Here is a 22,097-nt window from a genome sequence, read left to right on the forward strand (position 1 = left end):
AACACTGTAAGACCTCGACCTCGCGTTCGGTGAAGTGGGCGTCCCGACAGCAACACCGTCGCTCTCGGGCTTTCGGGCGTGTCGGTCCGGTGGTGGAAAAGTCTTCCGTTCTGTCCGTGTTGGCGACACCAGTCATGATCCCCCGCCCTTGTTGAACCACCGCTTCGCACGGTCCTGACACCATGCCTCGATCATCCTGAATCGGGCGCTTCGGGCTGTCCCTGGTCGTTCTCCAGCCGGGGCGCGGCCGTCAGCGCTTCGGATCCTAACGCAAAATGCCTGCCGCGATGGCGCTCGATATGCTCTAGATTCCTGCCGCGATACTTACTGATTCCCGCCCGGTGCGAGACCCGGAACCGGTGGCGGTGACTGGGCGGTGGTGAGCTGATCGATGCGCGCCTTCTGGCATCCATAGCCCTCGCCGGTCGGCACGCACGACCCGGCCGTTACCGAAACAGCCGCCGATCCGGCCACGACGCACGCGTCCACTGTGGCCGCCACCGTCGGCTGCACCCACCCGAACGTGCGCGATCGTCGACAACGCCGAGCGGTCGCGGTGGCCCGGCGATCGTGCCGTCACCCGGGTGAGTCTGGCCGGTGAACGACGGTCGTCCCCGGACGGCACCGCCGGACACGGTGAGGGAATCAGCCGTCGCACGGGCGGAAATAAGGGATACCGGTGGCCCATCGTAAATCGCAGACTGAGACGCAATCAGGAGGGAAGAACCGCCGATGACGGAATCGCCCCGCGCCCCGCCGAAACCCTCGACCTACCTCAGGCGCCAGTCAAGATTCGGCTCGCTGAGACGGGCCCTCAATTCCTGCTGATTCCGTGCCCGAATGAGTTCGCTAAAAGGGCGACGACCGGTGCGGCGAATCAATCCATCAGAAGAAACGTTCTACTGCCTGGGAGGCGGAAATGGCATACGACGCGCTGAAGGCCCTTCGTGACGGCGGCAACCCGCTCGACCTGCTGAGCGAGCGGCAGCGGGCCGTGCTGGCGAACCTCACCCCCGAGGAGGTGGCGACCTGGAACTCCATCAAGGGCCGGCTGGACGCGGCCGGCGGTGAGGTCGAGGGCCAGGACGTCAACTTCAACCTCTGACCACCATCCCCTGCGGTGATCCCCTTCGGCTCATGCCTTTGTCTCGGAGGGGATCGCCCGCAGCCGCTTCAACAGATCTCACGCACGTTCGTGTGCCGACACACGACCTTGGAGCGCACATACCATGACTCTCACCGCGAGCGACCGAGTTCGTCGGACCCTCAGCCTGGTCCAGCCCACCGCTCCGAAGGGCGGTGCCTTCTGGTCACATCGGTGCCTAAACGTGCTCTACCCGCGCTATCTCGTCATGGCGCACACGATCACCCGCGGCAGTGTGCCGCTCATGGAAGCCGCTCGGGACGCCGCCGACCGGCGGGCGGCTGTCGATCCCGTCTCCGCGCAGCTCGTGACGTACCTGGACAAGCACATCCCCGAGGAGATGGGGCACGACGATTGGCTGCTCGACGACCTCGAATTCCTCGGTGTCTCGCGTGATGAGGCCATGTCCCATCCGCCGAGCCCTGCGGTCGCCGCGTTCGTGGGCTCGCAGTACTACTACGTGCTGCACAGCCAGCCAGTGGCTCTTCTGGGGTACCTCGCCATGCTCGAAGGGCACCCGCCCACGGACGAGCTGTGTCAGTCTGCCGCGCAGCTGAGCGGCTATCCGCTCGAAGCCTTCCGAACCCTGCGCAAGCACGCCAACCTCGACCCTCACCACAGCGCAGACCTCGACACTGTCCTCGACGCCATGCCGCTGACCCGCGACCAGTTGAACCTGATCACCACCAACGCGATGGCCACCAAGGACCGTGCCGGCCGCCTCATGAACGAACTCGTCGACGAGCACCCGATGACGCTGCTTGAGCGGGACAGGACCTCCGGATGAGATCCTGCCCCTCCTGTCGGGCCCCTGCCGAGGACGACGCCCGGTTCTGCCATCGGTGCGGCGCCCCGGTCATCGACACGCCCCGACCGGAGGTACGCAAGAGCATCGTCACTCTCTTTATCGACCTGGTCGACTCCACGGTGCTCGGCGAACGGCTGGACCCGGAGTTGCTGCGCTCGGTACTGGACCAGTACTTTCTGGTCTGCGTGAACAGAGTGGAAGCCTTCGGTGGCGCGGTGGAGAAGTTCATCGGCGACGCCGTCATGGCGGTGTTCGGCATCCCGCGTACCCGTGAAGACGACGCACTCCGGGCGGTGCGGACGGCGACCAGCATCAGAGATGCGCTGACCGATCTCGACCACGGTCTGGCCGCGACCGGCGTCACGCTGCGAACCCGGACCGGGATCGCCTCTGGTGAGGTCGTCGTCACCTCGTTCCCGAACGGCGACCTGCACGTGGTCGGAGACGCGGTGAATACGGCCGCCAGACTCCAGTCCGCAGCCGGCCCTGGCCAGATCATCTTCGACGACCGGGTCGCCAGCATGGTGCGGGGCCTTGTGACGGTGGATGAGATCGCACCCCTGGCCCTCAAGGGAAAGGCGCGGCGGACCCGCGCCTGGCGGCTGGTCTCCCTGGCGAACCCGGAACCCAGCGGGCCGACCACGCCGTTCGTGGGACGGGACGACGAGACCGCACAGCTGCGCTACACCTACCGGCGGGCGGTCAGCCAGGACCAGTCCTGCCTGGTCACCGTCGTCGGCGACGCCGGTGTAGGAAAGTCCCGTCTGGTTCGCGAGTTCCTCACGGACCACGTGGGGACGTCGGCGCAGGTGCTGGTGGGCCACTGCCGCTCGTACGGCGGTGGCACCTACGATCCGGTGATCCAAATGCTCGGCTCCCTCACCGCCGGCCAGGACCTTGAAGCGCTGCTCGGCGACGGTGCCGACAGCGTGCGCGCCCGCCGCTGCCTTGCGGTCCTCGCGACCCCCTCGCACGCGGATCGCGGCGACGGAGTCCGAGAGATCGCCTGGGCCGTCCGGAAACTCTTCGAGCTGCTCGCCCGGCGGCGCCCGCTGGTAGTGGTCGTCGAGGACCTCCACGAGGCCAGTTCCACGCTGTTGGACCTCATCGACGACGTGGCCTCCTGGCTGACCGACGTACCGATGCTGCTCGTCTGCGTCGCACGCCCGGACCTGCTCGACGCCAGGCCTGCCTGGGGTGGCGGGAAGTCCTGCGCCATCACCCTGGATGTGCCGCCACTCACGGAAACGGAGACGGCCCGTCTCGTCCTGGAGCTCACCACTGCCGGAGAGGTGGCGGCACAGCTGGATGACGGGAGCGCCGCCCAGGTCGTCACGTCCTGCGACGGCAATCCGCTCTTCGCCGAGATCATGGTTGACCTGCTGCGTGACGGCCGCCTGGAGACAAGCGCCTCACCGAACATCAACGCCCTGCTGTCCGCCCGACTCGACCAACTGCCCGCCGACGAGCGGGCGGTGCTGGAGCGAGCCGCTGTCATCGGTCGCGAATTCAGCCTCGCGCTTCTTCGGGTGCTGATCGACGACCTGAACGACGAACTCGGGCAGTGCCTGGCCCGGCTGGCCCGCCGTCGCCTCGTCCGGCGTACCGACGCCGCCGGCAGGTTCCGGTTCGCCCAGACTCTCGTCCGCGACACGTTGTACTCCATGATTCCGAAGGCGCACCGGCAGCAGTGGCACCTGACACTGGCTGACATCACCGTCGGAGAGTGGGAAGACGAGGCCCTACCCGCGGTCGTGGCCGGTCACCATCTGGAAGCCGCGTACGTGCTGCGACGCGAGCTGCAGCCCGGCGATCCGAGCCTCCCCGCCCTCGCCGGACGGGCGGCGGCAGCGCTGCTCACCGACGGCACGATCGCCCTGCAGCGCCGGGATCTGCCTGCGGCAGCGGCCACCCTCAGCCGCGCACAGGAACTTCTGCCGCCCGGCGAACCTCGTCACCGGTCGCTGGCCCTCCGTATCTCAGACTGCTGGTTGAGCATGTCCAGGGGACAGCTGGCCCTGGACGCTCTCACGGTGGCGGAGGAAGCCATGCCTGGCGACCCGCCCACCGCGGCGTCCTGCCTGGCTCAGCGGCTGATCGTGGCCGTGCACACCGGCGTAGCCATCGCGCAAGTGGTCAGCCGGGCAGCCGAACTCAACAGGCAGCTCGAGGCCACCTCGGACGACGATCTCACCTGGTGCCGGTTCCACCAGCTCTCGGCGCTGCTGTACATGTTCGCCGAGGAACTGGGCGCAGCCGAGGCGGCGTTACGCAGCGCGCTGGTCCGGGCCCGAGCCGCCGGCGACGGGTACGAGGAAGAACGAATCCTCATCGGCATGTGTGAGTTGGCCCTCTGGGGCCCGACGCCGGTCCATTCGGGCCTCGCCCTGTGCGACGAACTGACCCGCCGCTTCGTCGCCGACCGCGTTCTCCTGGTGCCCGTCGCCACCACCGAGGCCGGGCTCCGGTCGCTCATTGGTGACATCGACGGAGCGCGAGCGCTGCTGTCGACGGCGCAGCTGCACGTCCGCGAACTGCATCTCGACCTGGCCGGCGCGGTGCTCGCGCAGACCTCCGGCGTGGTGGAGTCGTTGGCCCGCAACCATGAGGTGGCCGAGTCGCACTTCCTGCACGGCGCGGCCGCGCTGCGGTCGGCCGGAAGGGTGACCGGCGCTCAGACCCTGGAGGCGTGGGCCGCCCGCGAGATGTTCTCCCGAGGGCTGCTCGGCGAGGCCACTCGAGCGATCGAGACCCTCGAACGCGACGCCCACGCGTCGGACGTACGTACCCAGCTCATTGTCCGATCCCTGCGCGGCCGTCTGCTGTCCAGCGCTGGCGCGCACGAGGCCGCGTTGACGGCCCTCGGCGGAGCTCGTGCGCTCGCCGGCCGTACCGACGACATGCGGCTGCAGGGTGACGTGCTGCTGGACCTCGCGATCGTCCTACGCGCTGCGGGTCACGTCGACGACGCGCTGCGGGTCGGCGCCGAGGCGCTCAACCGCTACACGGCAAAGGGAGCCGACCTGCTCATGACCCGGGTCACCGCATGGCTCGCCGCGCCGCCGGCCTCCAGCGACGGCGGTACCCCATGACACATCCGCCACCCTGGCGCCGCCCCTCGCGGGCGTACTTTCCCGGCCTCCCGGCATGGGGACTGTCCACCGCTGCTGCCTCCCCACCACCGTTCGAGGTGGGTCAGCTGGAGGACGTGACCCCGGCCTGGGCGTGGGAGGGAGCCGACGGCTCCGGCGTACGAGTGTGCCTGCTCGACAGCGGAGTGGAAGCGGACCACGCCGGCGCCGGACCCGTCGACCTCGCGCTCACGGTGGTGGACGCCCCGGACGGTCGGTTGACCGTCGCCGAGGAGAACCCGTCCGTCGACCGTGTCGGCCACGGCACCGCCTGCGCCGCTGTCATCCGTTCCATCGCCCCGGCCGCCTCACTCACCTCGGTCCGCGTCCTCACCGACGGCATCTTTGGCGGGGGACAGGCGCTGCTCGCCGGCCTGGAATGGGCGATAGAGCAGGGGTACGACGTGGTCAACCTCAGTCTGTCCACCACCAGGCCGCAGCTCCAGCAGCCGCTGCACGACCTAGCCGACCAGGCGTACTTCCGCCGGACGCTGCTGGTCGTCGCGGCGCACAACATGCCCGTACACAGTTACCCGTGGACCTTCGCCTCGGTCGTCTCCGTCGCCTGCCACGACGAACCCGAACCGATGCTGCACTACTACAACCCGTCGCCGCCTGCTGAGTTTCTGGCGCACGGCGTACGCGTCCTGGTTCCCTGGCTCGACAGCGGCGACAAGCGGGTGACCGGCAACAGCTTCGCGACACCCCACATATCCGGACTCTGCGCACTGATCCTCAGCAAGCACCCCTGGCTGACGCCGTTCCAGGTCAAGTCGGTCCTTTTTATGACCGCACGCAACGTACGTGAACTCGCAGGAGGCCCGCCATGCCCGTAGGCGACTACCGCTCTCCGGCACCGGGCACGTTGCCGGTGGATACCACGGAGCGTCGATTGCTCCACTCCGTCGTGGAGGTCGCCCGCAGCGTCTTCGGGGCCGCGGCCGCGTCCGTCTTCCTCGTCGATCAGAACAACGGCGATCTCGTCTTCGAGGCCGTCTCCGGTGAGGGCGAGCAGCGGCTGCCGGGTACGCGGTTCGAACGGGGAACCGGGATAGCCGGGTGGGTCGCGGCGAGCGGCCAACCGATGCTCGCCGATCACCTGGGCAGGACCGGGTCCTTCGCCCTGGACGCCGCGGAGACCACCGGATACATCCCGCAGAGCATCATGGCCGCCCCGCTGCTACGCGACAGCGAATGCATCGGTGTGCTGGAGGTACTCGATCGAGGCAGCCGTCCGCGTGCCGTCCTGCAGGACGTCGAGCTGCTCGGCCTGGTGGCTACGCAGGCCGCGCTCGGCTTGGAACTGCTGGTCCGCCTGCAATGGGCGGTGGGTACCGGGACGGCGGAGTCTGCCGACCTGGCCGTGCTGCAGCGGATCGCCGAACGCCTGCCCCTCGCGTCCTCAGCCGCGCACGTCATGGTCTCGGGTCTGCTGTCGACCATCGACGCCCTGCTCGCCGACGACCAGGCCAACCGGGCGGCATGACCGGTCAGCGGGCATCGGCTCCGGAACCACCCCTACCGGCCGTCCGCGATCGCCCTTAGGTCACGCCTAGGTCACCACGCGAAGAGAGAGGAAACGGAGTGACTGGACCAGTAATCCCCATCTCCCGTGTCCGGCCGCCGGCAAGGCCGTCGTCGTCGGTGCCCTATCTACTCATCACACCGCCTCTGACCAGCCCGACGAATCCCTACCACTCCATCCCGTACCTGGTGGCGAAGGCGCGCGAGGACGGCTTCACCGCATTCCGGTGCCTCGACGCCAACATCGAGGCGCTCAATCACCTCGCCCGGCCGACCCAGGTCGCGGAGTTGCTCGACGAAGCCCTGCGGATCCGACATCGCATCGAGGACGCCACCGTCGTCACCCGCATGGACGAACTGCGCTACCAGGACACCCTGGCTGCCGAGGGAGTCGACTGTGACTTCGTCGAGCGGGCGATCGCCGTCATGAGAGACCCCGATCTCTTCTACCACCACCCAACCTACCGGCAGGCGGTGATGGCCGTCCGCAGATGGCTCACGCTGCTGTCCCTCGCCGGGGCGCCGGCGATGTTCGACGGTTTCGGGCTGCGTACCGACGGGGCGGTGAACTATTCGAGCTTCGCCGACCTGGGAGATGACTCTGTCGTCGACCTGATAGCCGGCCCCTTCGAACCGTACATTCGAGGCCCGTTCCGGGAGGTGCTGGCCGAACGGCGGTGGGAGCTGGTCGGCCTGTCGGTCAACTACCGCGACCAGTTGCCGATCGCGTTGCGTCTGGCCCGCGAGATCCGTCAGTGCCGGCCGGACACCGTCATCGTCTTCGGCGGCACCGAGGTGTGCGACGACATCAAGTACGCCCGGGACCGGGCGGGCGTGTGGAGTGTCTTCCGGGACGCCGATCTGCTCGTACCGGGGGAGGGCGAATCCCCGTTGTCGGAGATTCTCGCGGCGATCCGGGACAGCCTGCCTTTGTCGGACATGCGCGGGGTGCTGACCCGGAAGTCCGACCCTGAGGCGAATCTCATCAACTACGAGAACGTCTCCACCCTCCCCACGCCCGCCTACGAGGTCTGGGACTGGAACCGGTACTGGTCGCCCGAGCCTGTGGTGAACTACAGCCCCACCCGGGGCTGCTACTGGAACAAGTGCACCTTCTGCGACTACGGCCTGAACACCGATCGCCCTACCGCACCCTCTCGCGAGCGGTCCCTCAACCGGGTGGCGGAAGACCTCGCCGCGGTCGCGGGCTGGGCGAGAAGCGTCTACTTCGCCGTGGACGCCATGTCGCCACGCTATCTGCGTACGCTGTGCGAGCGGATCGCCGACGAGCCTCACCACCTGCGGTGGAGCGCCGAACTCAGGTTGGAGCGCACCTTCCCCAAGCGCAGCGTCGCAGATCTGCTGAAGGCGGCGGGTTGCGTTGCCGTCTCCTTCGGTTACGAGTCCGGATCCCAGCGGATCCTCGACCTGATCAACAAGGGCGTGCGGATCGATGACGTACCCGCCATCCTCGCGGACCTGGCGGCACGCGACATCGGCGTGCAGATGATGGGCTTCACCGGATTCCCCTCCGAGACGCCGGTCGAGGCACGCGAGACGTACGAGTTCCTGATCCGCAACGCCGAACTGTGGTCGCTGGCCGGCATCGGCACGTTCCAGCTCACCCCGGGGTCGATCGTCGCCCGGCAACCGGACCGCTTCGGCGTCGAGGTACTGCCCGCCCCGGCCGCCGACGACATCCAGCGGTACCTGCCGTGGCGGATGAGGCAGGACCACCAGCCGAGATGGCCCGGTGCCGCGACGGACGGGCTCACCCCGGACCTGACCAGCAAACTCGCCAGATGCTTTGACGACCGCCCCTTCGTCGGGGGTATCGACAGCGCCCACTCCATGCTCTACTTTGCCCGCTACGGTTCCGGTCTCCTGCCCTCCACCGACGGCGAGGAACCTCGGCACCGGCTGGTCGGCGAAACGATCCACTACATCGCCTTCGACAACCTGCACGACTTCACCACTCCCCGCCTGCTCGAGGAGGCACATGCCACGCTGCGTGCAAAGGGATCGGTGACCCACGCGCAACTGGCGCAGTGGCTCGGTCAGCCAGGTGCGGCTCGGGCAGGTCGGGCACAGGTGGCGATCCTCGCCACCGGCGTAGCCGTCGCCCTGCCGCAGGCCGCCGCGGCGAGCGGCGCACTCCGTCGAGTGCTCCAGCTGGTCGCTGCCGCGAGCGGCGCCGCCTGACGACGATTCACGGCAGCCCCACCAACGACCCCGGGCCCCGCTCTGCCGCCAAGACGCAGATCGCAACCCTGTACGGCGAGCTCACCCGTCTGGCCGCCGTGCCGGTCGTCGAGCTGAAACGAGTCATCGCCGTCGCCGAGACCCAAGGACCGGCCCCGGCGGACTGCACAAGATGTACCTCCGACTCGTGGCCCGGGCCAGGCACACCGCGGCGGACGGTCAGGATGGCTGCCGTGCCGGTTGTCGCCCGGATGGCAGTGTCAGGTCAGCCGCCGGCGTACCGGTGAGACCGTCACGATCGGCCCGTGAGCTGCTGGAATGTGGTTCGGATTCTGCCAAGTATGGTCCACCAGAGCATTTGATCATGCTAGCTGCCTGCGCATTTGCAGTGCGGGTGGCCGCTGGAACGTAGCAGTGTGCGAACCGCGACGGGCGAACGCGTCAACTTTCAGTGGTTTCACGGTCCTTCGTGCGGGATGAGTCATGGTCTTGTTGCCGCCGACCGAGTGCGGTGCGGGCACGGCCTCTATCCCCGCCCACACCGCTCGCGTTGCCTGTAGCTAGCCGGCTGGGCGGTCCGGGCGAGCCTCAGGGGTAGCCGGTCGGCGTCGGTTGCGCAGCCAGTGCCCGAGAATCACCGGGCCGAAGCCGGCGGCGTAGATGACCGAGGTGGAGATCAGGTAGCCCCTGGCGTCTTCGAGCAGCTCGGTCGAGCCGTTGTGCCGGAACGCGGCGGTGAACCCATTGGCCCACTCCATCACCAGCAACGCGGTCTGGAAGGTATAGATCTGGGCGGTACTCCCATGCACGTGATGATCGCCGAGGATTCGGTGCTGTTCCGGGAAGGGTTGACACGATTGCTCGCCGAGGCCGGGCACGTGGTCGTGGCGGCGGTCGGCGACGTCGACGGTCTGCCGGGGATCGTCCGGAGCAGCGTCCGGACGTGGTCGTGATCGACGTGCGGATGCCGCCGACCATGACCGACGACGGCGTGCGGGCCGCGCAGCAGATCCGGGACGAGTCGCCGCGACAGCCGATCCTGCTGCTGTCCCAGCATGTGGAGGCGCGGTGCTCGGTGAAGTTGATTCCACCGGCGCGTTCGGTTACCTGCTCAAGGACCGGGTGCTGCGCGTCAGTGACTTCCTGGACGCGCTGACCCGGGTCGCCGAGGGCGGCTCCGCGCTCGACCCCGAGATCGTGTCAGCGCTGCTGGCCCCCCGAAGGTCAGGCCCCGCCGACCTGTCGGCACGCGAACGGGAAGTACTCGCGCTGGTCACGGAGGGACACTCCAATGTGTCCATCCCGGCTCGGCTGGTGGTCACCGAACGCGCCATTGAGGCGCACATGCGCTCCGTCTTCCAGCGCCTGCAACCGCCGGAGAGCCACCCGTGCTGGCTGTGCTGACGTACCTGCTCACCCAATGACCGCGCCAGAATCGTGTCCGCCGAGGTGCCAGATTGAGCCACACGCTGCGCTTTCGCGTGACCGTAGCGCGTGGGACTCAACCCTCGGCCGAGTTCGCGTGCGGCCGGTCCCGGCCGTTTCGGTCAGCGATGTGGGCCAGGACTCTGCGGAAGGTGGCCCAGTCGCGGTCGCCGATCTCGGAACGCCAGCGGTCTTCTGTCTCGGCGAAGATCTCCATGATTCGCGCTTGCAGGCGCAGACCTTTGACGGTGGGGCGTACGATCCGGGCCCGCCGGTCGGTCGGGTCGGGGTCGACGTGCAGGAAGCCCGTCTTCTGCATCGTGGCGACGAACTCGCCCAGCGACTGCTTGGTCATGCCGACCCGGCCGGCCAGGTCGGTCGGGCGCATGCCCTCAACGGGGGTCAGTGACAGCAGGCGCAGGTGTGATCCGCGCAGGTGGTGTGGTTCATCGGCGACCTCGGCCTCCATGGCCCGCTTGCCAACGGTCAGTGCGGCGCCGAGCAGGTCGAAGACATGGACCAGATCGTGATTGACCGAACTCATAAGGCTACCTTACTATCTTTGCGAGGTCGTCAGCCAACCTTACTATCTCGGGGAGTGACCATGGATCTGCCCGCATCGGAGCTTGCCACCACGGTGAAGGCGATGCTCGGCGACGACGCCACGCCTGGCACGTGGACGGTCGAGCAGGTGGCCTACGACTCCGGCTCCCCGGCGACCGGCGGGCTAATGCGCGTACGCGGCCGCAGCGACGACGGACGCGACTGGGCCGTGTTTGTGAAACTGGTGCAGCATGCGCGGCACTGGCCACGGCTGCACCTGCTGCCTGCCGAGATCCGCGACGCGTTCGCCGCAGGCTTTCCGTGGCGGCAGGAGCTCTGCCTGTGGGAGCCGTCGTTCGCCGGCCGCATGCCTGCTGGCCTGCGCTCGCCGGTTCTCTACCGGATCACCGACCTGGGCGACGACCGCCTGCTGTTGTGGATGGAAGACATCGACGCCCACGACGAGACTTGCTGGAACCTCGGCCTCTACATCCGCGCGGCCCGCGCGCTGGGTGGCTTGGCCGCGCTGCGCAGCACACCCGATCTGCTCGCCAGCACCGGCCACCCGCCGGGTTGGGCGTTGCGCATGTTCGCCCAGGGCCGGGTCATGCAGGGTGCCGTGCCGCAGCTTTCCGACGACCGCCTGTGGAGCCACCCCATGCTCGCCAACGCCGTCGACGCGCGGCTGCGCGACGATCTGCGCCGCATCGCCGAGGCTCTGCCCGCGTTCCTCGACCAGCTCGACACCCTGCCCCAGACCCTCGCGCATGGCGACGCCAGCCCGCAGAACCTTCTCGTTCCCCGCAACGAGTCCGACATGCTCGTCGCCATCGACGTCGCCTTTCAATGCCCCCTAGCCGTCGGCTTCGACCTCAGCCAACTGCTGATCGGCCTGGCACACGCCGGCCACATCACCGTCGAGCAGCTGCCGGCCATCCATGACCGCCTCGTGCCGGCGTACGTCGCCGGCATGCGCCAGCACGGCGTCGACGCCGACCCCGAGCAGGTCGCATACGGCTATGTCGGCGCCCTCACCGTGCGCTCGGCCCTGACCTCGCTGCCCTACGAACTGCTCGACTGCCCGCCCACCGACCAGCTCGCCGCGCTGCTACGCCAGCGGGCGACCCTGACCAGATTCCTCGCCGACCTCGTTCTCGACCGTATCGGCCGCTGACGCCAGCCTCACGTGATAGAGAATCCATGACCATCCCGCACGAGCTGCTGTGCGAGCGCCGCACCCTGTTGAGCTGCGTGCCGTCCGGACCGCTTCTCGCCGCGATCGACGGCACAGGGCCATCCTGGTTCGGCAACTTCGTCGTCGAGGGGAGGGTGCACACGTTCTCGGCCGGGCAGCGAGCGAAAGGTGCGAGGACCCGTGCCCGGCCAATCGCCTCTACTGCCGGTCTCGTGGGTGATATCTGACCGCGGATGTCAGCGCCGGGCAGGTGATGACGGCCGTCGGCCGGTGGCCCCGGCAGCTTCACAAAATCATCGCAAGGGCCCGCACTGGCTGGACAAACCGGACGACACTGCACAGACCCTTACTGCGTGCGCAGGTACGCCAGAACGGCCAGCACGCGGCGGTGGCTCTCCGGCGACTCCGGCAGTTGCAGCCGCTGGAAGATGGAGCGCATGTGGGCCTCGACGGTGCGTTCGGTGACGACGAGCCGGGCAGCGATGGACATATTGGAGTGTCCCTCCGCGACCAGCGCCAGCACCTCGCGTTCACGGGCCGAAAGGTCTGCCAGGCCGGACTTTCGGCCGGCCAGCAGCGCCGAGACGATCTCGGGGTCCAATGCGGAGCCGCCCTCGGCCACCCGGGTCAAAGAGTCGAGGAAGTCGCCGACGCGCAGCACCCGGTCCTTCAGCAGGTAACCGAACGCCCCGGTGGATACCAGGTTCACCGAGTGCCGAGTTTCCACGTGCTGGGAGAGCAGCAGGATCGGCTGCTGCGGCGATTCGTCGCGGATCTCCTGGGCAGCTCGCGCACCGTCGTCGGTCATCGTGGGCGGCATCCGGACGTCGATGACCGCCACGTCTGGCCGGTGCTCGCGGACGATCCCGGGCAGGCCGTTCGCCGCACCGACCGCCGCCACGACCTCGTGCCCGGACTCGGTGAGCAGGCGCGTCAGGCCCTCCCGGAACAGCACCGAGTCCTCGGCGATCACCACTCGCACGGCAGCACCGCCTGCACGGTCGTCCCGGCCGCGGGCGCGCTGGTGACCGTCAGCGTCCCGCCGATCGACCCGACCCGGTCGCGCAGGGCGGCCAGCCCCGAGTCTGTCGGTGCCCCGCCGGTGCCGTCGTCCCGGACCGCGACGCGCAGCTCCTCTCCCGTGTGCTGGGCGGACACCCGGATGCGAGCGGCGCTAGCGTGCTTGAGGACGTTGGTCATCGCCTCGGCGGCGACGAAGTACGCCGTGGTGGCCACGACCTCGCTCACCGCTACGCCGTCGAGGTGGATGTCGAAGTCCACGGGGATCGGGCAATCCGCCCCCAGCCTGGTCAGTGCGGCCGACAATCCGTCGTCCAGGCTCGCCGGGCGTACGCCGTGGGCCAACCGCCGCAGCTCGGCGACGGTCTGCTCCAGCCGATCCACCGCTTGGTCGAGCTCGCCCGCGACCGGGTGCCCGGCCGGCAGCCGCCGTTGAGCCGAGCGCAGCTGCATGCCGAGCGCGACCAGCTGCTGCTGTGCACCGTCGTGGAGGTCCCGTTCCAGCCTTTGTCGCTCCTGCACAGTGGCGGTGATCAGGCGGCGGCGGCTGTCGTCGACCTCGTGCACCGCCCGGCGTAGCCCCAGCCGCAGCCGACTCACCTCGATCGGCAGCCGCGCCGCGGAGGCGGCCAGCCGGGCTCGGCGCACCGCCCGCGCCGACCCCGGGCTCACCACCAGCTCGCCGATCTCGGCGTCGGTTGTGCGCAGCGGCACGCGTACGCCATCGGCGACCGGCTCGGCGGGCCGCCCGGCCAGGTCCACGAACCCACCTCGGCCGACATCGGTGAGTAGCAGGGCCAGTCGCGGATCGCCGACCGCCTCGCGCAGCACCGCCTCGACCGACTCGGGTTCAGCCGAGCCGTCCCGGACCTGCTCGACGAAGCGCTGCACGCGATCGAGGATGACGGCCCGGTCCCGGTCGACCACCCGGGCCACGGCGGCGTGGATGCGCCGGTGCAGCGGCAGCACGGCAAGCGCCACTCCGAACACCGAGGTGGTCAGCCCGATCGTCGAGCCCCGGCCGAGCAGGTAGCCGAGCCCGGTGACGAGGACGGCGAAGGCCAGCGCCGCCCCGGCCATGGTGAGCAGCCAGGCCACCGAGTCGCCTAGGATGCGGTCGATCTCGAACAGGTCGTGGCGCAGCACCGCCACGGTCAGCGCGGCCGGGACCAGCACGATGATGCCGAGTAGGAATCCGGCGTACGCCTCGGAGCCCAACCAGCCCAGCGAGGTCACGATCCAGCTCGCCACCATCAGCGTGACTGTCGCCAGCGCCGCCAGGATCAGCCAGCGCAGCTGCTGGCGTACCCGGTCGCCGCCGCGGCGGTAGCGCACGATCGGCGCGGCCAGGCAGGCCAGCACGACCGTGAGGAGCATCGCCAGCGCCGTGACCATCACCAGGATCAGAACGGTCTCGGAGATGCGATGCGCGGCGGCGGTGGTCACCACGAACGCCGCGCAGAAGAGGACGACCGCGACGGGCACGGCGAGCGCCGCGGAGCGCCACCACCAGCCTGGCGGCAGCCCGTCCGGGAAGACCAGCAGCAGCGCCATGAACCCGACCAGCTGCCAGGGCCACACCGCAGCGGCCCACCACTGTCCCCAGTCGATCGCCGGGGTGGCCAGCATCAGCGCCGCCAGCCACGTCAGCACCGGGCCGACCGGGCTGCCGGGCGCGCGGACCACGAGCAGCCAGCCGAGGACCAGCGGCACCACGCACAGCCCGTAGACCACCGCGGGCGTCACCTCGAGCCGGCCTCGCCCGGCCTGCGCGACCATCGAGGCCGCAGAGGCCAACCAGACCGCCGTCGCGGCCGAGGCCGACCACCGCCCACGGCTCATGGAAGACATTCTCGCCCATCGGGTGCGCGCAGCGGATCAGTGCCAGCACGTAACCGGAGTCCGGCGGTGGCCGCAATGCGCCGGGGGCCGCCCGCGCGGGACCGTGAATTGCGAAGGCTCACGTTGAGGAGGACACACCGATGATCGCGATTCTGACCCTGCTCGTCGCCCTGCCGCTAGGGCTGCTCATCCGCAACCGGCTTGCGGCGTATCTGACCTATGCCGTCGTCTTCGGCCAGGTCTACACGTTCCAGTCGCTCAACTTGATCCTGGAGTGGGTGAACGGGTCCTCGGAGGCGTTCACCCACGACAAGACCGCCGGTCTGGGCGCCACACTGCCCTACCTGATCGTCACATCGGCGATCTACGCCGCCGGCTTCGGCCTGGTGACACTGGGGCACTGGCTGCGCAACCGCCGCCGTTCGGCTACCGCCACCGAGGTACGCCTCGACGGCCCCACGGTCTGAACCCGCCTCCGGCGGGATGACCGGCACGGGTCGGCCCCCGCCGGAACGTTCGTCCGACGGCGGCCGACCCCGAAAGCGTACGCGGGCGGGCTCGGCCAACGAGTCCGCCTGCGCTGGCCGGTCTGTGGGAGCCGTCGACGCACGGGCACATTCGTCACGACCGTCCCGTGAGCTGCTGGAGTGCGGTTCGGATTCTGCCACGTACAACCCACCAAAGAACCTGATCACGCTATTCACCTGCCGTTTGCGGTTCGAGAAGCCGTTGATAGGTGACAGGGTGCGAACCGCAGGGAGTGAATCTCCAATGGAGCCTGCGTGCTTCGCCCTGCGGCCCGCCGATCACAACTCATTGTGGCCGCCGCCGAACGCGACCACCCGGGCTCGGTCGAGGCTGAGCTGGTCGAGCAGCCGCAAGAGGCCCCAGAACGTGTCGGCCTGGCTGCATCGCCAGTCCCGTGCCCGCTCCCTGCTGTCCGACCTCGCCACCGGCCGCATCCCGCTCACTCACGACACGTTCGACGCGCTGGAGCCCGACAAAGCCGGGCGGCATCTGCGAGAACTACTCGTCGGCGCGGGAGTGCTGCCGCCCTGCGACGAGCGTCTAGCCCGGCTGGAACGGTGGCTGCACGTCTCGCGGGTGGTCTTGCCGCTGATGGTGCGGGTCCGGGTGATCCGGCGGCTTCAGGGAGATCCACAGGAACGGGCGGGCGGCCATCCTGACGTTTCGTCACCGGCGGGCCGACCGTTTGGCGTATCCGCCGCTGTCGAGATCCGTACTGGTCCTGGTGCGCGAAGGTGTGTTGGAGTGGCCTAATGAATGCCGTGGACCTCGCCCGACGCTTCGCTCTCGGCGGGGCGGCGAGGCTGTCGGACGGGCCGGTTGCGCGGGGCAGGCAAGGCGTCGTGTGGCGGCTGGAGACGGCAGACGGCAGTTGGGCGGTGAAGGTGCCGTTTCACCAGTCCGGTGAGGACGAGGTGCGGTTGGCGACTGCGTTCCAGGAAGCGGCCTACATCGCCGGCGTGCCGACGCCGCGGGTGCGGCGCACCACGGAGGGAAGCGTCTTCGCCACCGTGGAAGGCAGACAGGTCCGGGTGTACGAGTGGGTCGACGTCAAGGCACCGGACCGCTGCCTCGACCCGGCGCTCGTTGGCGGGGTCGTGGCCGCCATTCACCGCGTACCGGTCACTGAGCCCGGCCAGTTGGAGCCGTGGTATCACGAACCGGTCGGCGCCGATCGTTGGGACCAACTGGTCCAGCAGCTCATGGAAGCGGGGGCGCCGTTCGCCGGCCGGTTGGCCGATCTGCGTGATGAGCTGGTCGCCTTGGAGTCCTGGATCGAGCCGCCCCAGATGCTGCGGACCTGCCACCGCGACCTGTGGGCCGACAACGTCCTGCCGACCGTAGACGGCGGAGTGAGTGTTATTGACTGGGAGAACAGCGGGCCGGCTGACCCGAGCCAGGAGCTCGGGTGTGTGCTCTTCGAATTCGCCCGCGCCGATGCGGGCCGAGCCCGCGCCCTGATCGACGCCTACCGGCAGGCCGCTGGACCGGCGACGGTGAACCGGCGCGGCCACTTCTCGATGCTCATCGCGCAACTCGGGCACATCACCGAGATCGCCGCCACCGACTGGCTGACGCCAAACGCTCGCTCCCCGGAGCGCGCCGACTCCGCGGCATGGATCAGTGAGGTCCTTGACGAGCCGCACACCCGCGAGCTGCTCGAAACCCTCTTGGCGGCGGTGTGCGCCGGCGCTACGCCATCAGGGCGGCCACCGGAGATCTGAACTGCCCGCGCAAGTTGCCGCGTCGGCCACGGTGGTGTGCAGGCGGGCGCTCTCATAGCCGATGACAGGGCACTTGATCTCACCTGTCCGTTCGCCGACGTGACGTACGCGCTCGTCACGTGCCTTTGCGCGGACGAGCTGGCGACACCGGTAATGCAGATGAACTCGCCCGGAGGGTATTGACCGCGTACTGAACACGTGTTTAGTGTCCTAAACATGCGTTCAACCACTGACGATGGCGACCTCACCGGCAAGGCCAACATCCGCAACGCCGCGCTGCGCCTGTTCGCCGAGCGAGGGCACGATGCCGTCACGGTACGGGAGATCGCCGCGGCAGCAGGGGTGTCACCTGCGCTCGTCGTGCATCACTTCGGCAGCAAGGACGGGCTGCGGGCCGCCGTGGACGGCTACGCCGCGCAGGCGTTCGACGCGCTCTTCTCGATGGACGAGCGGGACCTGGCCGAGGCGATGAGCGGGGACAGCGGGGCGTCCATCGCCGAGATGTTCGCACGCGCCTTTCCGCACGGCTCGCCGCTGCCCGCGTACCTACGCCGCCTACTGCTCGTCAACGATCCGGCGGGCGCGGCGTTGTTCGGTCGCTGGCACACCCTCACTCGCCAACTGCTTGACTCCATGACCGAGATCGGTGCTGCTCGACCGGCTGAGGACCCAGCGGTCCGGGCGGCGTTCCTTCTGGTCAACGACCTCGCACTGGTCCTGCTGCGCAACCAGATCGCCGCCGCGATCGGGGTCGACCCGCTCACGCCGGAGGGCATCGCCCGCTGGGCCAGAGAAGCCACCACCGTCTACACGAAGGGCGCCTTCGTGACCGCGCCCGGGGAGGAACCCTCGTGAGTCAGCCCGCCCATGTCATCCACATCCAGAACCTCACCAAGGCCTTCGGGAAGGTCCATGCGCTCGACGGCTTGGATCTCGCGGTACAGACCGGTGAGGTACATGGTTTCCTCGGTCCGAACGGGGCAGGCAAGTCCACCGCCATCCGCATCCTGCTCGGGCTGATGCGGGCCACCCGCGGTCACGTCGAACTGTTCGGCGCCGACCCCTGGCGGGCCGCCGCCACGCTCCACGGGCGCCTGGCCTACGTCGCCGGGGACGTCGCGCTGTGGCCCGCACTGACCGGCGGCCAGTGCCTCGACGTCATCGGTGCAACGCACGGCGGAGTCGACGAAAAGCGCCGAGACCGCCTGATCGAACGCTTCGAGCTCGACCCGACCAAGCGGATCCGGGATTACTCCAAGGGCAACCGTCAGAAGGTCGCCCTCGTGGCCGCGCTGGCCGCCGAGGTGGACCTACTCATCCTCGACGAGCCCACATCCGGGCTCGATCCGCTGATGGAGCAGGTCTTCCAGCAGTGCGTGCGCGAACGGAGGAACGACGGCGTCACCGTGTTGCTCTCCAGCCACATCCTGAGCGAGGTTGAAGCGCTGGCCGACCGGGTGAGCATCATTCGCCGTGGCCGCACCGTCGCCACCGGCAGCCTCGCCGACCTGCGCCGCCACACTCGAACCACGGTGCACGCCGTCACCGTCGAGGAACCCGAAAACCTGGCCCGCGCAGACGGGGTGGCCGACTACGCCTGCGAACGGTTGGACGGGCAGGTCGACACCAGGTTCACAATCGACGCCGATCACCTCGACGCGATGATCGGCAAGCTGCACGCCGCACGGATCCGCACCCTGACCGTCACCCCGCCAAGCCTCGATGCGCTGTTCCTGCGCACCTACGGGGATGCCCCCGACGCCCAGGAAACCAGCGAAACGCTTGCCGAGGCCGCCCGATGAGCGCCCGGTACCTACCGGCGAGTCGCCGCCGGAGCGGGCTGGGGGCCATGGTCGGCATCGTCTGGCGCACGCACCGCCGCGGCATCCTGGTCTGGGTGCTCGCCCTCGCCGCGAGCATGATCGGGACAGCCGCCGCCGTCGCTGGCCTCTACGACACCCCGGCCAAAATCCACACCTATGCCGAGGCGGTCACCTCCGGCAGCACACTGGCCGCAATCAACGGCCACGTCGAGGGTATCGACAGCCTGGGTGGGGTGATCCAGGACGAGTTCGGGTTCCTGGCCTCGTTCCTGCTCCCGCTGCTGGGAATCGGCCTGATCGCCGGGTCGACGCGACGCGAGGAGGAGTCAGGCCGGCTCGAGACGATCCTCGGCGGCCGGATCGCCCGGCACCAGCCGGTTCTGGCGGCCCTCGCCGTAGCGACCGCGGCGATCGTCGTCACAGCGGTCCTGTTCGCCGCCAGCCTTGCGCTCGCCGGGGTCCCGGTGTCCGGCGCAATCCTGTACAGCGCCGCACTCGGCGCGCTGGCCTTCGTGTTCGCCGGGTTCGCGGCTCTGGTGGCGCAACTCGTGCTCCACACCCGCGGGGTCTACACGTGGAGCCTGATCGCACTCGCCGCAGCGTACGTCCTGCGCGGGGTCGGCGACACGGCCATGAACTGGTTGAGCTGGCTGTCCCCGCTCGGGTGGGCGGAGAAGACCGCGCCGTTCGGGAACCACCGGTGGTGGGTGCTCGCCGTCCCGGCCGTTGCGGGCGTGGCCTCGGGCGGCGCGGCTGTGTGGCTCGCCGCCCGCCGCGACGTCGGCAGCGCCCTACTGCGTGGCGGCGCGGGTCCGGCCCGCGCGACCTGGCTGCGCCGGCGGCCGATCGGCTTCGCGGTCTGGCTGCACCGCCCGGCGACGGCGGGCTGGCTGGCGGGCGGGATCCTGCTCACCGGGATGATGGGCGCGCTGGCCCGGCAATTTCTCGACGCGCTGGCCGGCAATACCGCGCTGGGCGACGCCATGGGCGCCAGCGGCGGCCGGCCGCTGGACGGCTTCATCGCCATGACCCAGCTCTACCTTGCCGTCATCGGCGCGGGGTACGTCATCCAGGCGATCGGCACCCTGCGGGCCGAGGAAGCCGAGGGCCGCCTGGAGACCCGGCTCGCCGGCACGCTCTCCCAGACCCGCTGGCTGGCCGCCCACGGCGCCGTCGTCGCGGCCGGGCTGGTGCTCATCGTCGCCGGCTCATCGGCGGTCCTCGCGCTGTCGACCGCGTGGTCGGTCGGTAACCCCGGCGAGATCGGCGCCGTGATGCGGGCCGGCCTGGACTACCTGCCGGCCGAACTGGTGTTCGCCGGCCTCGCCGTGGCCGTGTTCGGCCTCTGGCCGCGCGGCTTCGGGCTCACCTGGGCGGCGTACACCGTGGCGACCTTCATCGCCCTCCTCGGCCCCGGCCTGACGCTCAAGCGGTGGGTGCTCGACCTCGCTCCCACCACGCATGTCGGGAAACCACCGCTGGCAACGGTCAACGCCGGCAACCTCGCCGCGCTGGCTGTCGTCGCCATCGCGCTCGCGCTGGTAGGGTTCATCGCCTTCCGCCGCCGGGACATCCCACGCGCCTAGACGATCTTCGAATTTGACTTGGGTAGGGTCACAGTCGTGATAGCGGTGATAACGGCTGTGACGATCGCAAGTGAATAGAACGCGTTGGCGATGTTCGTATGGTCGGCGATTGCGGCGACCAGTACGGTGATCACGGCGCTCAGGCCGAGGCCGGCCGCGTTGGTGGCGCCGAAGACCTGGCCGGCCCTACGCTCGGGCACGCTGGCCAGCAGCAGGCTACGGGTTGCCACCCGGGCCAGCCCGACCAGAGCGCCGGCGATGGGGATGCCCGCCAGAAGAACGGACAGATGCAGTGGCTCTAGGGCCACGATGACCGCACAGCCGACGATGCCGATGACGGCGATGCGAAGATGGCCGAACCTGGCGGGAAGCCGGGGGTAGAGGGCGGCGGCGGTGACGAACCCGACCCCGGCCAGTGCGTCCACCAGCCCGTAGGTACCCGCGCCCTGGTGGAAGCCTTGGTACACCAAGACGATCAAGACGGTGTTGCCGACCATGGTCAATACCGTGCAGGTGGCGTAGAGAAGGCCGAGGCGCAGCAGCGGTGCGGCATTGCGGCCGGTCGGCGTGCCGTTGCCGATGGCCGCTGGCCGGGCACGCTCGGCGCGGGCAGGGCCCCGGCCGATCAGATACATGGCCAGGGCCGAGAGGAGGAAGGTGGCGCCGTTGAAGAAGAACAGCGGCGTGGGCCCGAACAGGTGGATGGCGAATCCGCCTACCGCTGCGGAGAGCAAATTTCCGGCCTGCAAGGCGATCTCGTACTGCGCGCTGAACCGTACGAGGCGACCCGGGGCGACCCGCTCCTTCATCAGGGCGTTGCTTGCTGGCATGAACATCGCGGCCAGCGCGGCGAGCGCGAAACTGACCAGGTAGGCCACCGGTGTGGTTGCCCCGCCCAGCAGCAGCCAGACCGGCAGCACTATCGCCGCCAGGGCGCTGGCCACATCCGCGATCAGGCAGAGCGTCCGCCGGTCGTAACGGTCGGCGATCCGCCCGAACACCAGCGACAGCAACGCTGGTGGCACGGACGCCGCGATGAACAGCCACCCCACCGACAGTGCGCTGCCCGCGGTCGTGAAGACCAGGATCGCGGAGGCGACGAGCTGGATGCCGTTGCCCAGGCTTGTGACAAAGGTAGCCGGCAGGAGCAGTCGCTCGGCTCGACCCCCCGTCGGTGGCGTAGCCAACGCTTCGACTAGCGGCACGCGAGCATCGATCGGTGCGGTCCGGGTCCCAAGCATCTGCGCGGGCGGAGTGGTGGTGGTCATGTGCACAGCCTCCGGGAACTTCCCTGACAGGCTCCGTCAGTGAAGTTGGGTGGCCTCGACCACACCAGGCGAGCTCGCGCGACCACGCCTACCAGCCTTATCCCCGCCAGGCTGACGAGTCCCGCTACCGCCATCCCGATAGCGAGCCCACGTCGCAGAGGGCGTCCCCACGCGATGCGGTAAGGCGTTCGACCATGCCGCGTTCCGCGCGCACAATGTCGCGGCGCGTGCGTTCGGTCGCGTACTCAACTGGCCGCTGAACGTTCGGTCGCCAGGCAGCCACCGCTGGATCGCAGATCAAGTGGCAAGCCGCGTAGGGCATGTGCAAAGTCGG

Annotated in this window: 19 protein-coding genes and 1 pseudogene; 14 read left to right on the forward strand and 6 right to left on the reverse strand. The window is 69.1% G+C overall.

What is annotated here, in order from left to right; translation table 11 throughout:
* Positions 1-919: 919 nt before the first annotated feature.
* From ACL02O_RS27960 to ACL02O_RS27985, 6 genes are all read left to right on the forward strand, one after another.
* Positions 920-1,105, forward strand: a complete 186-nt coding sequence (locus ACL02O_RS27960) for an aroma-sacti cluster domain-containing protein (RefSeq protein WP_412821157.1) — start codon at positions 920-922, stop codon at positions 1,103-1,105.
* Positions 1,106-1,328: 223 nt separating this feature from the next.
* Positions 1,329-1,931 (forward strand): iron-containing redox enzyme family protein, encoded by a 603-nt coding sequence (locus ACL02O_RS27965; RefSeq protein WP_412821158.1) that lies wholly within the window; start codon positions 1,329-1,331, stop codon positions 1,929-1,931.
* A complete protein-coding gene (locus ACL02O_RS27970) occupies positions 1,928-5,044 on the forward strand; it encodes an ATP-binding protein (RefSeq protein ID WP_412821159.1) in 3,117 nt (1,038 codons plus the stop codon). The genes ACL02O_RS27965 and ACL02O_RS27970 overlap by 4 nt, the downstream gene beginning before the upstream one ends.
* Before the next feature lie 98 nt (positions 5,045-5,142).
* The gene (locus ACL02O_RS27975; protein WP_412821160.1) at positions 5,143-5,919 is read left to right on the forward strand and encodes a S8 family serine peptidase; all 777 of its coding nucleotides are present in this window, start codon (positions 5,143-5,145) and stop codon (positions 5,917-5,919) included.
* Positions 5,910-6,569: a GAF domain-containing protein gene (locus ACL02O_RS27980; RefSeq protein WP_412821161.1), complete on the forward strand. Its 660-nt coding sequence runs from the start codon at positions 5,910-5,912 to the stop codon at positions 6,567-6,569. The genes ACL02O_RS27975 and ACL02O_RS27980 overlap by 10 nt, the downstream gene beginning before the upstream one ends.
* A 227-nt stretch (positions 6,570-6,796) precedes the next feature.
* Positions 6,797-8,809, forward strand: a complete 2,013-nt coding sequence (locus tag ACL02O_RS27985) for a B12-binding domain-containing radical SAM protein (RefSeq protein WP_412821162.1) — start codon at positions 6,797-6,799, stop codon at positions 8,807-8,809.
* A 560-nt stretch (positions 8,810-9,369) separates the two neighbouring features.
* Here the strand turns inward: ACL02O_RS27985 and ACL02O_RS27990 are convergent.
* Entirely contained in the window at positions 9,370-9,618 is a 249-nt protein-coding gene (locus tag ACL02O_RS27990; RefSeq protein ID WP_412821163.1) for a hypothetical protein, read from the reverse strand.
* On the opposite strand from ACL02O_RS27990, the pseudogene ACL02O_RS27995 reads away from it, so the two are divergent.
* Positions 9,613-10,213: pseudogene (locus tag ACL02O_RS27995) on the forward strand (response regulator transcription factor). The gene ACL02O_RS27990 and the pseudogene ACL02O_RS27995 overlap by 6 nt on opposite strands.
* Before the next feature lie 97 nt (positions 10,214-10,310).
* Here ACL02O_RS27995 and ACL02O_RS28000 read toward each other — a convergent pair.
* Positions 10,311-10,778 (reverse strand): MarR family winged helix-turn-helix transcriptional regulator, encoded by a 468-nt coding sequence (locus ACL02O_RS28000; RefSeq protein ID WP_412821164.1) that lies wholly within the window; start codon positions 10,776-10,778, stop codon positions 10,311-10,313.
* Between the two features lie 54 nt (positions 10,779-10,832).
* Between ACL02O_RS28000 and ACL02O_RS28005 the strand changes: the two genes are divergently transcribed.
* Both ACL02O_RS28005 and ACL02O_RS28010 read left to right on the forward strand, forming a co-directional pair.
* Positions 10,833-11,951, forward strand: coding sequence for a hypothetical protein (locus ACL02O_RS28005; RefSeq protein WP_412821165.1), 1,119 nt, complete (start codon positions 10,833-10,835; stop codon positions 11,949-11,951).
* Between the two features lie 26 nt (positions 11,952-11,977).
* Positions 11,978-12,199, forward strand: a complete 222-nt coding sequence (locus ACL02O_RS28010; RefSeq protein ID WP_412821166.1) for a hypothetical protein — start codon at positions 11,978-11,980, stop codon at positions 12,197-12,199.
* 119 nt (positions 12,200-12,318) lie between these two features.
* Here the strand turns inward: ACL02O_RS28010 and ACL02O_RS28015 are convergent, their stop codons facing one another.
* Both ACL02O_RS28015 and ACL02O_RS28020 read right to left on the reverse strand, forming a co-directional pair.
* Positions 12,319-12,954: a response regulator transcription factor gene (locus tag ACL02O_RS28015; protein WP_412821167.1), complete on the reverse strand. Its 636-nt coding sequence runs from the start codon at positions 12,952-12,954 to the stop codon at positions 12,319-12,321.
* Positions 12,942-14,834, reverse strand: a complete 1,893-nt coding sequence (locus tag ACL02O_RS28020) for a sensor histidine kinase (protein WP_412821168.1) — start codon at positions 14,832-14,834, stop codon at positions 12,942-12,944. The genes ACL02O_RS28015 and ACL02O_RS28020 overlap by 13 nt, the downstream gene beginning before the upstream one ends.
* A 140-nt stretch (positions 14,835-14,974) precedes the next feature.
* Between ACL02O_RS28020 and ACL02O_RS28025 the strand changes: the two genes are divergently transcribed.
* Positions 14,975-15,301, forward strand: coding sequence for a hypothetical protein (locus ACL02O_RS28025; RefSeq protein WP_412821169.1), 327 nt, complete (start codon positions 14,975-14,977; stop codon positions 15,299-15,301).
* A gap of 339 nt (positions 15,302-15,640) precedes the next feature.
* On the opposite strand, the gene ACL02O_RS28030 is transcribed toward ACL02O_RS28025, so the two are convergent.
* Complete coding sequence (locus ACL02O_RS28030) at positions 15,641-15,805, reverse strand: hypothetical protein (RefSeq protein ID WP_412821170.1); 165 nt, start codon at positions 15,803-15,805, stop codon at positions 15,641-15,643.
* A gap of 309 nt (positions 15,806-16,114) precedes the next feature.
* Between ACL02O_RS28030 and ACL02O_RS28035 the strand changes: the two genes are divergently transcribed.
* The 4 genes from ACL02O_RS28035 (at position 16,115) to ACL02O_RS28050 (ending at position 20,495) form a co-directional block, all read left to right on the forward strand.
* Complete coding sequence (locus ACL02O_RS28035) at positions 16,115-17,086, forward strand: phosphotransferase enzyme family protein (protein WP_412821171.1); 972 nt, start codon at positions 16,115-16,117, stop codon at positions 17,084-17,086.
* Positions 17,087-17,302: 216 nt separating this feature from the next.
* On the forward strand, positions 17,303-17,941 hold the full coding sequence (locus tag ACL02O_RS28040; RefSeq protein WP_412821172.1) for a TetR/AcrR family transcriptional regulator: 639 nt from the start codon (positions 17,303-17,305) through the stop codon (positions 17,939-17,941).
* Positions 17,938-18,888, forward strand: a complete 951-nt coding sequence (locus tag ACL02O_RS28045; protein WP_412821173.1) for an ABC transporter ATP-binding protein — start codon at positions 17,938-17,940, stop codon at positions 18,886-18,888. The genes ACL02O_RS28040 and ACL02O_RS28045 overlap by 4 nt, the downstream gene beginning before the upstream one ends.
* A gap of 47 nt (positions 18,889-18,935) precedes the next feature.
* Positions 18,936-20,495 carry an ABC transporter permease gene (locus tag ACL02O_RS28050; RefSeq protein WP_412821174.1) on the forward strand — a complete coding sequence of 520 codons (1,560 nt, stop codon included), beginning with the start codon at positions 18,936-18,938 and terminating at the stop codon, positions 20,493-20,495.
* Here ACL02O_RS28050 and ACL02O_RS28055 read toward each other — a convergent pair.
* Positions 20,492-21,763: an MFS transporter gene (locus ACL02O_RS28055; protein ID WP_412821175.1), complete on the reverse strand. Its 1,272-nt coding sequence runs from the start codon at positions 21,761-21,763 to the stop codon at positions 20,492-20,494. The genes ACL02O_RS28050 and ACL02O_RS28055 overlap by 4 nt on opposite strands.
* Positions 21,764-22,097 lie beyond the last annotated feature (334 nt).

The organism is Micromonospora mangrovicola (genome assembly GCF_047200535.1).
Classification (GTDB): domain Bacteria; phylum Actinomycetota; class Actinomycetes; order Mycobacteriales; family Micromonosporaceae; genus Micromonospora.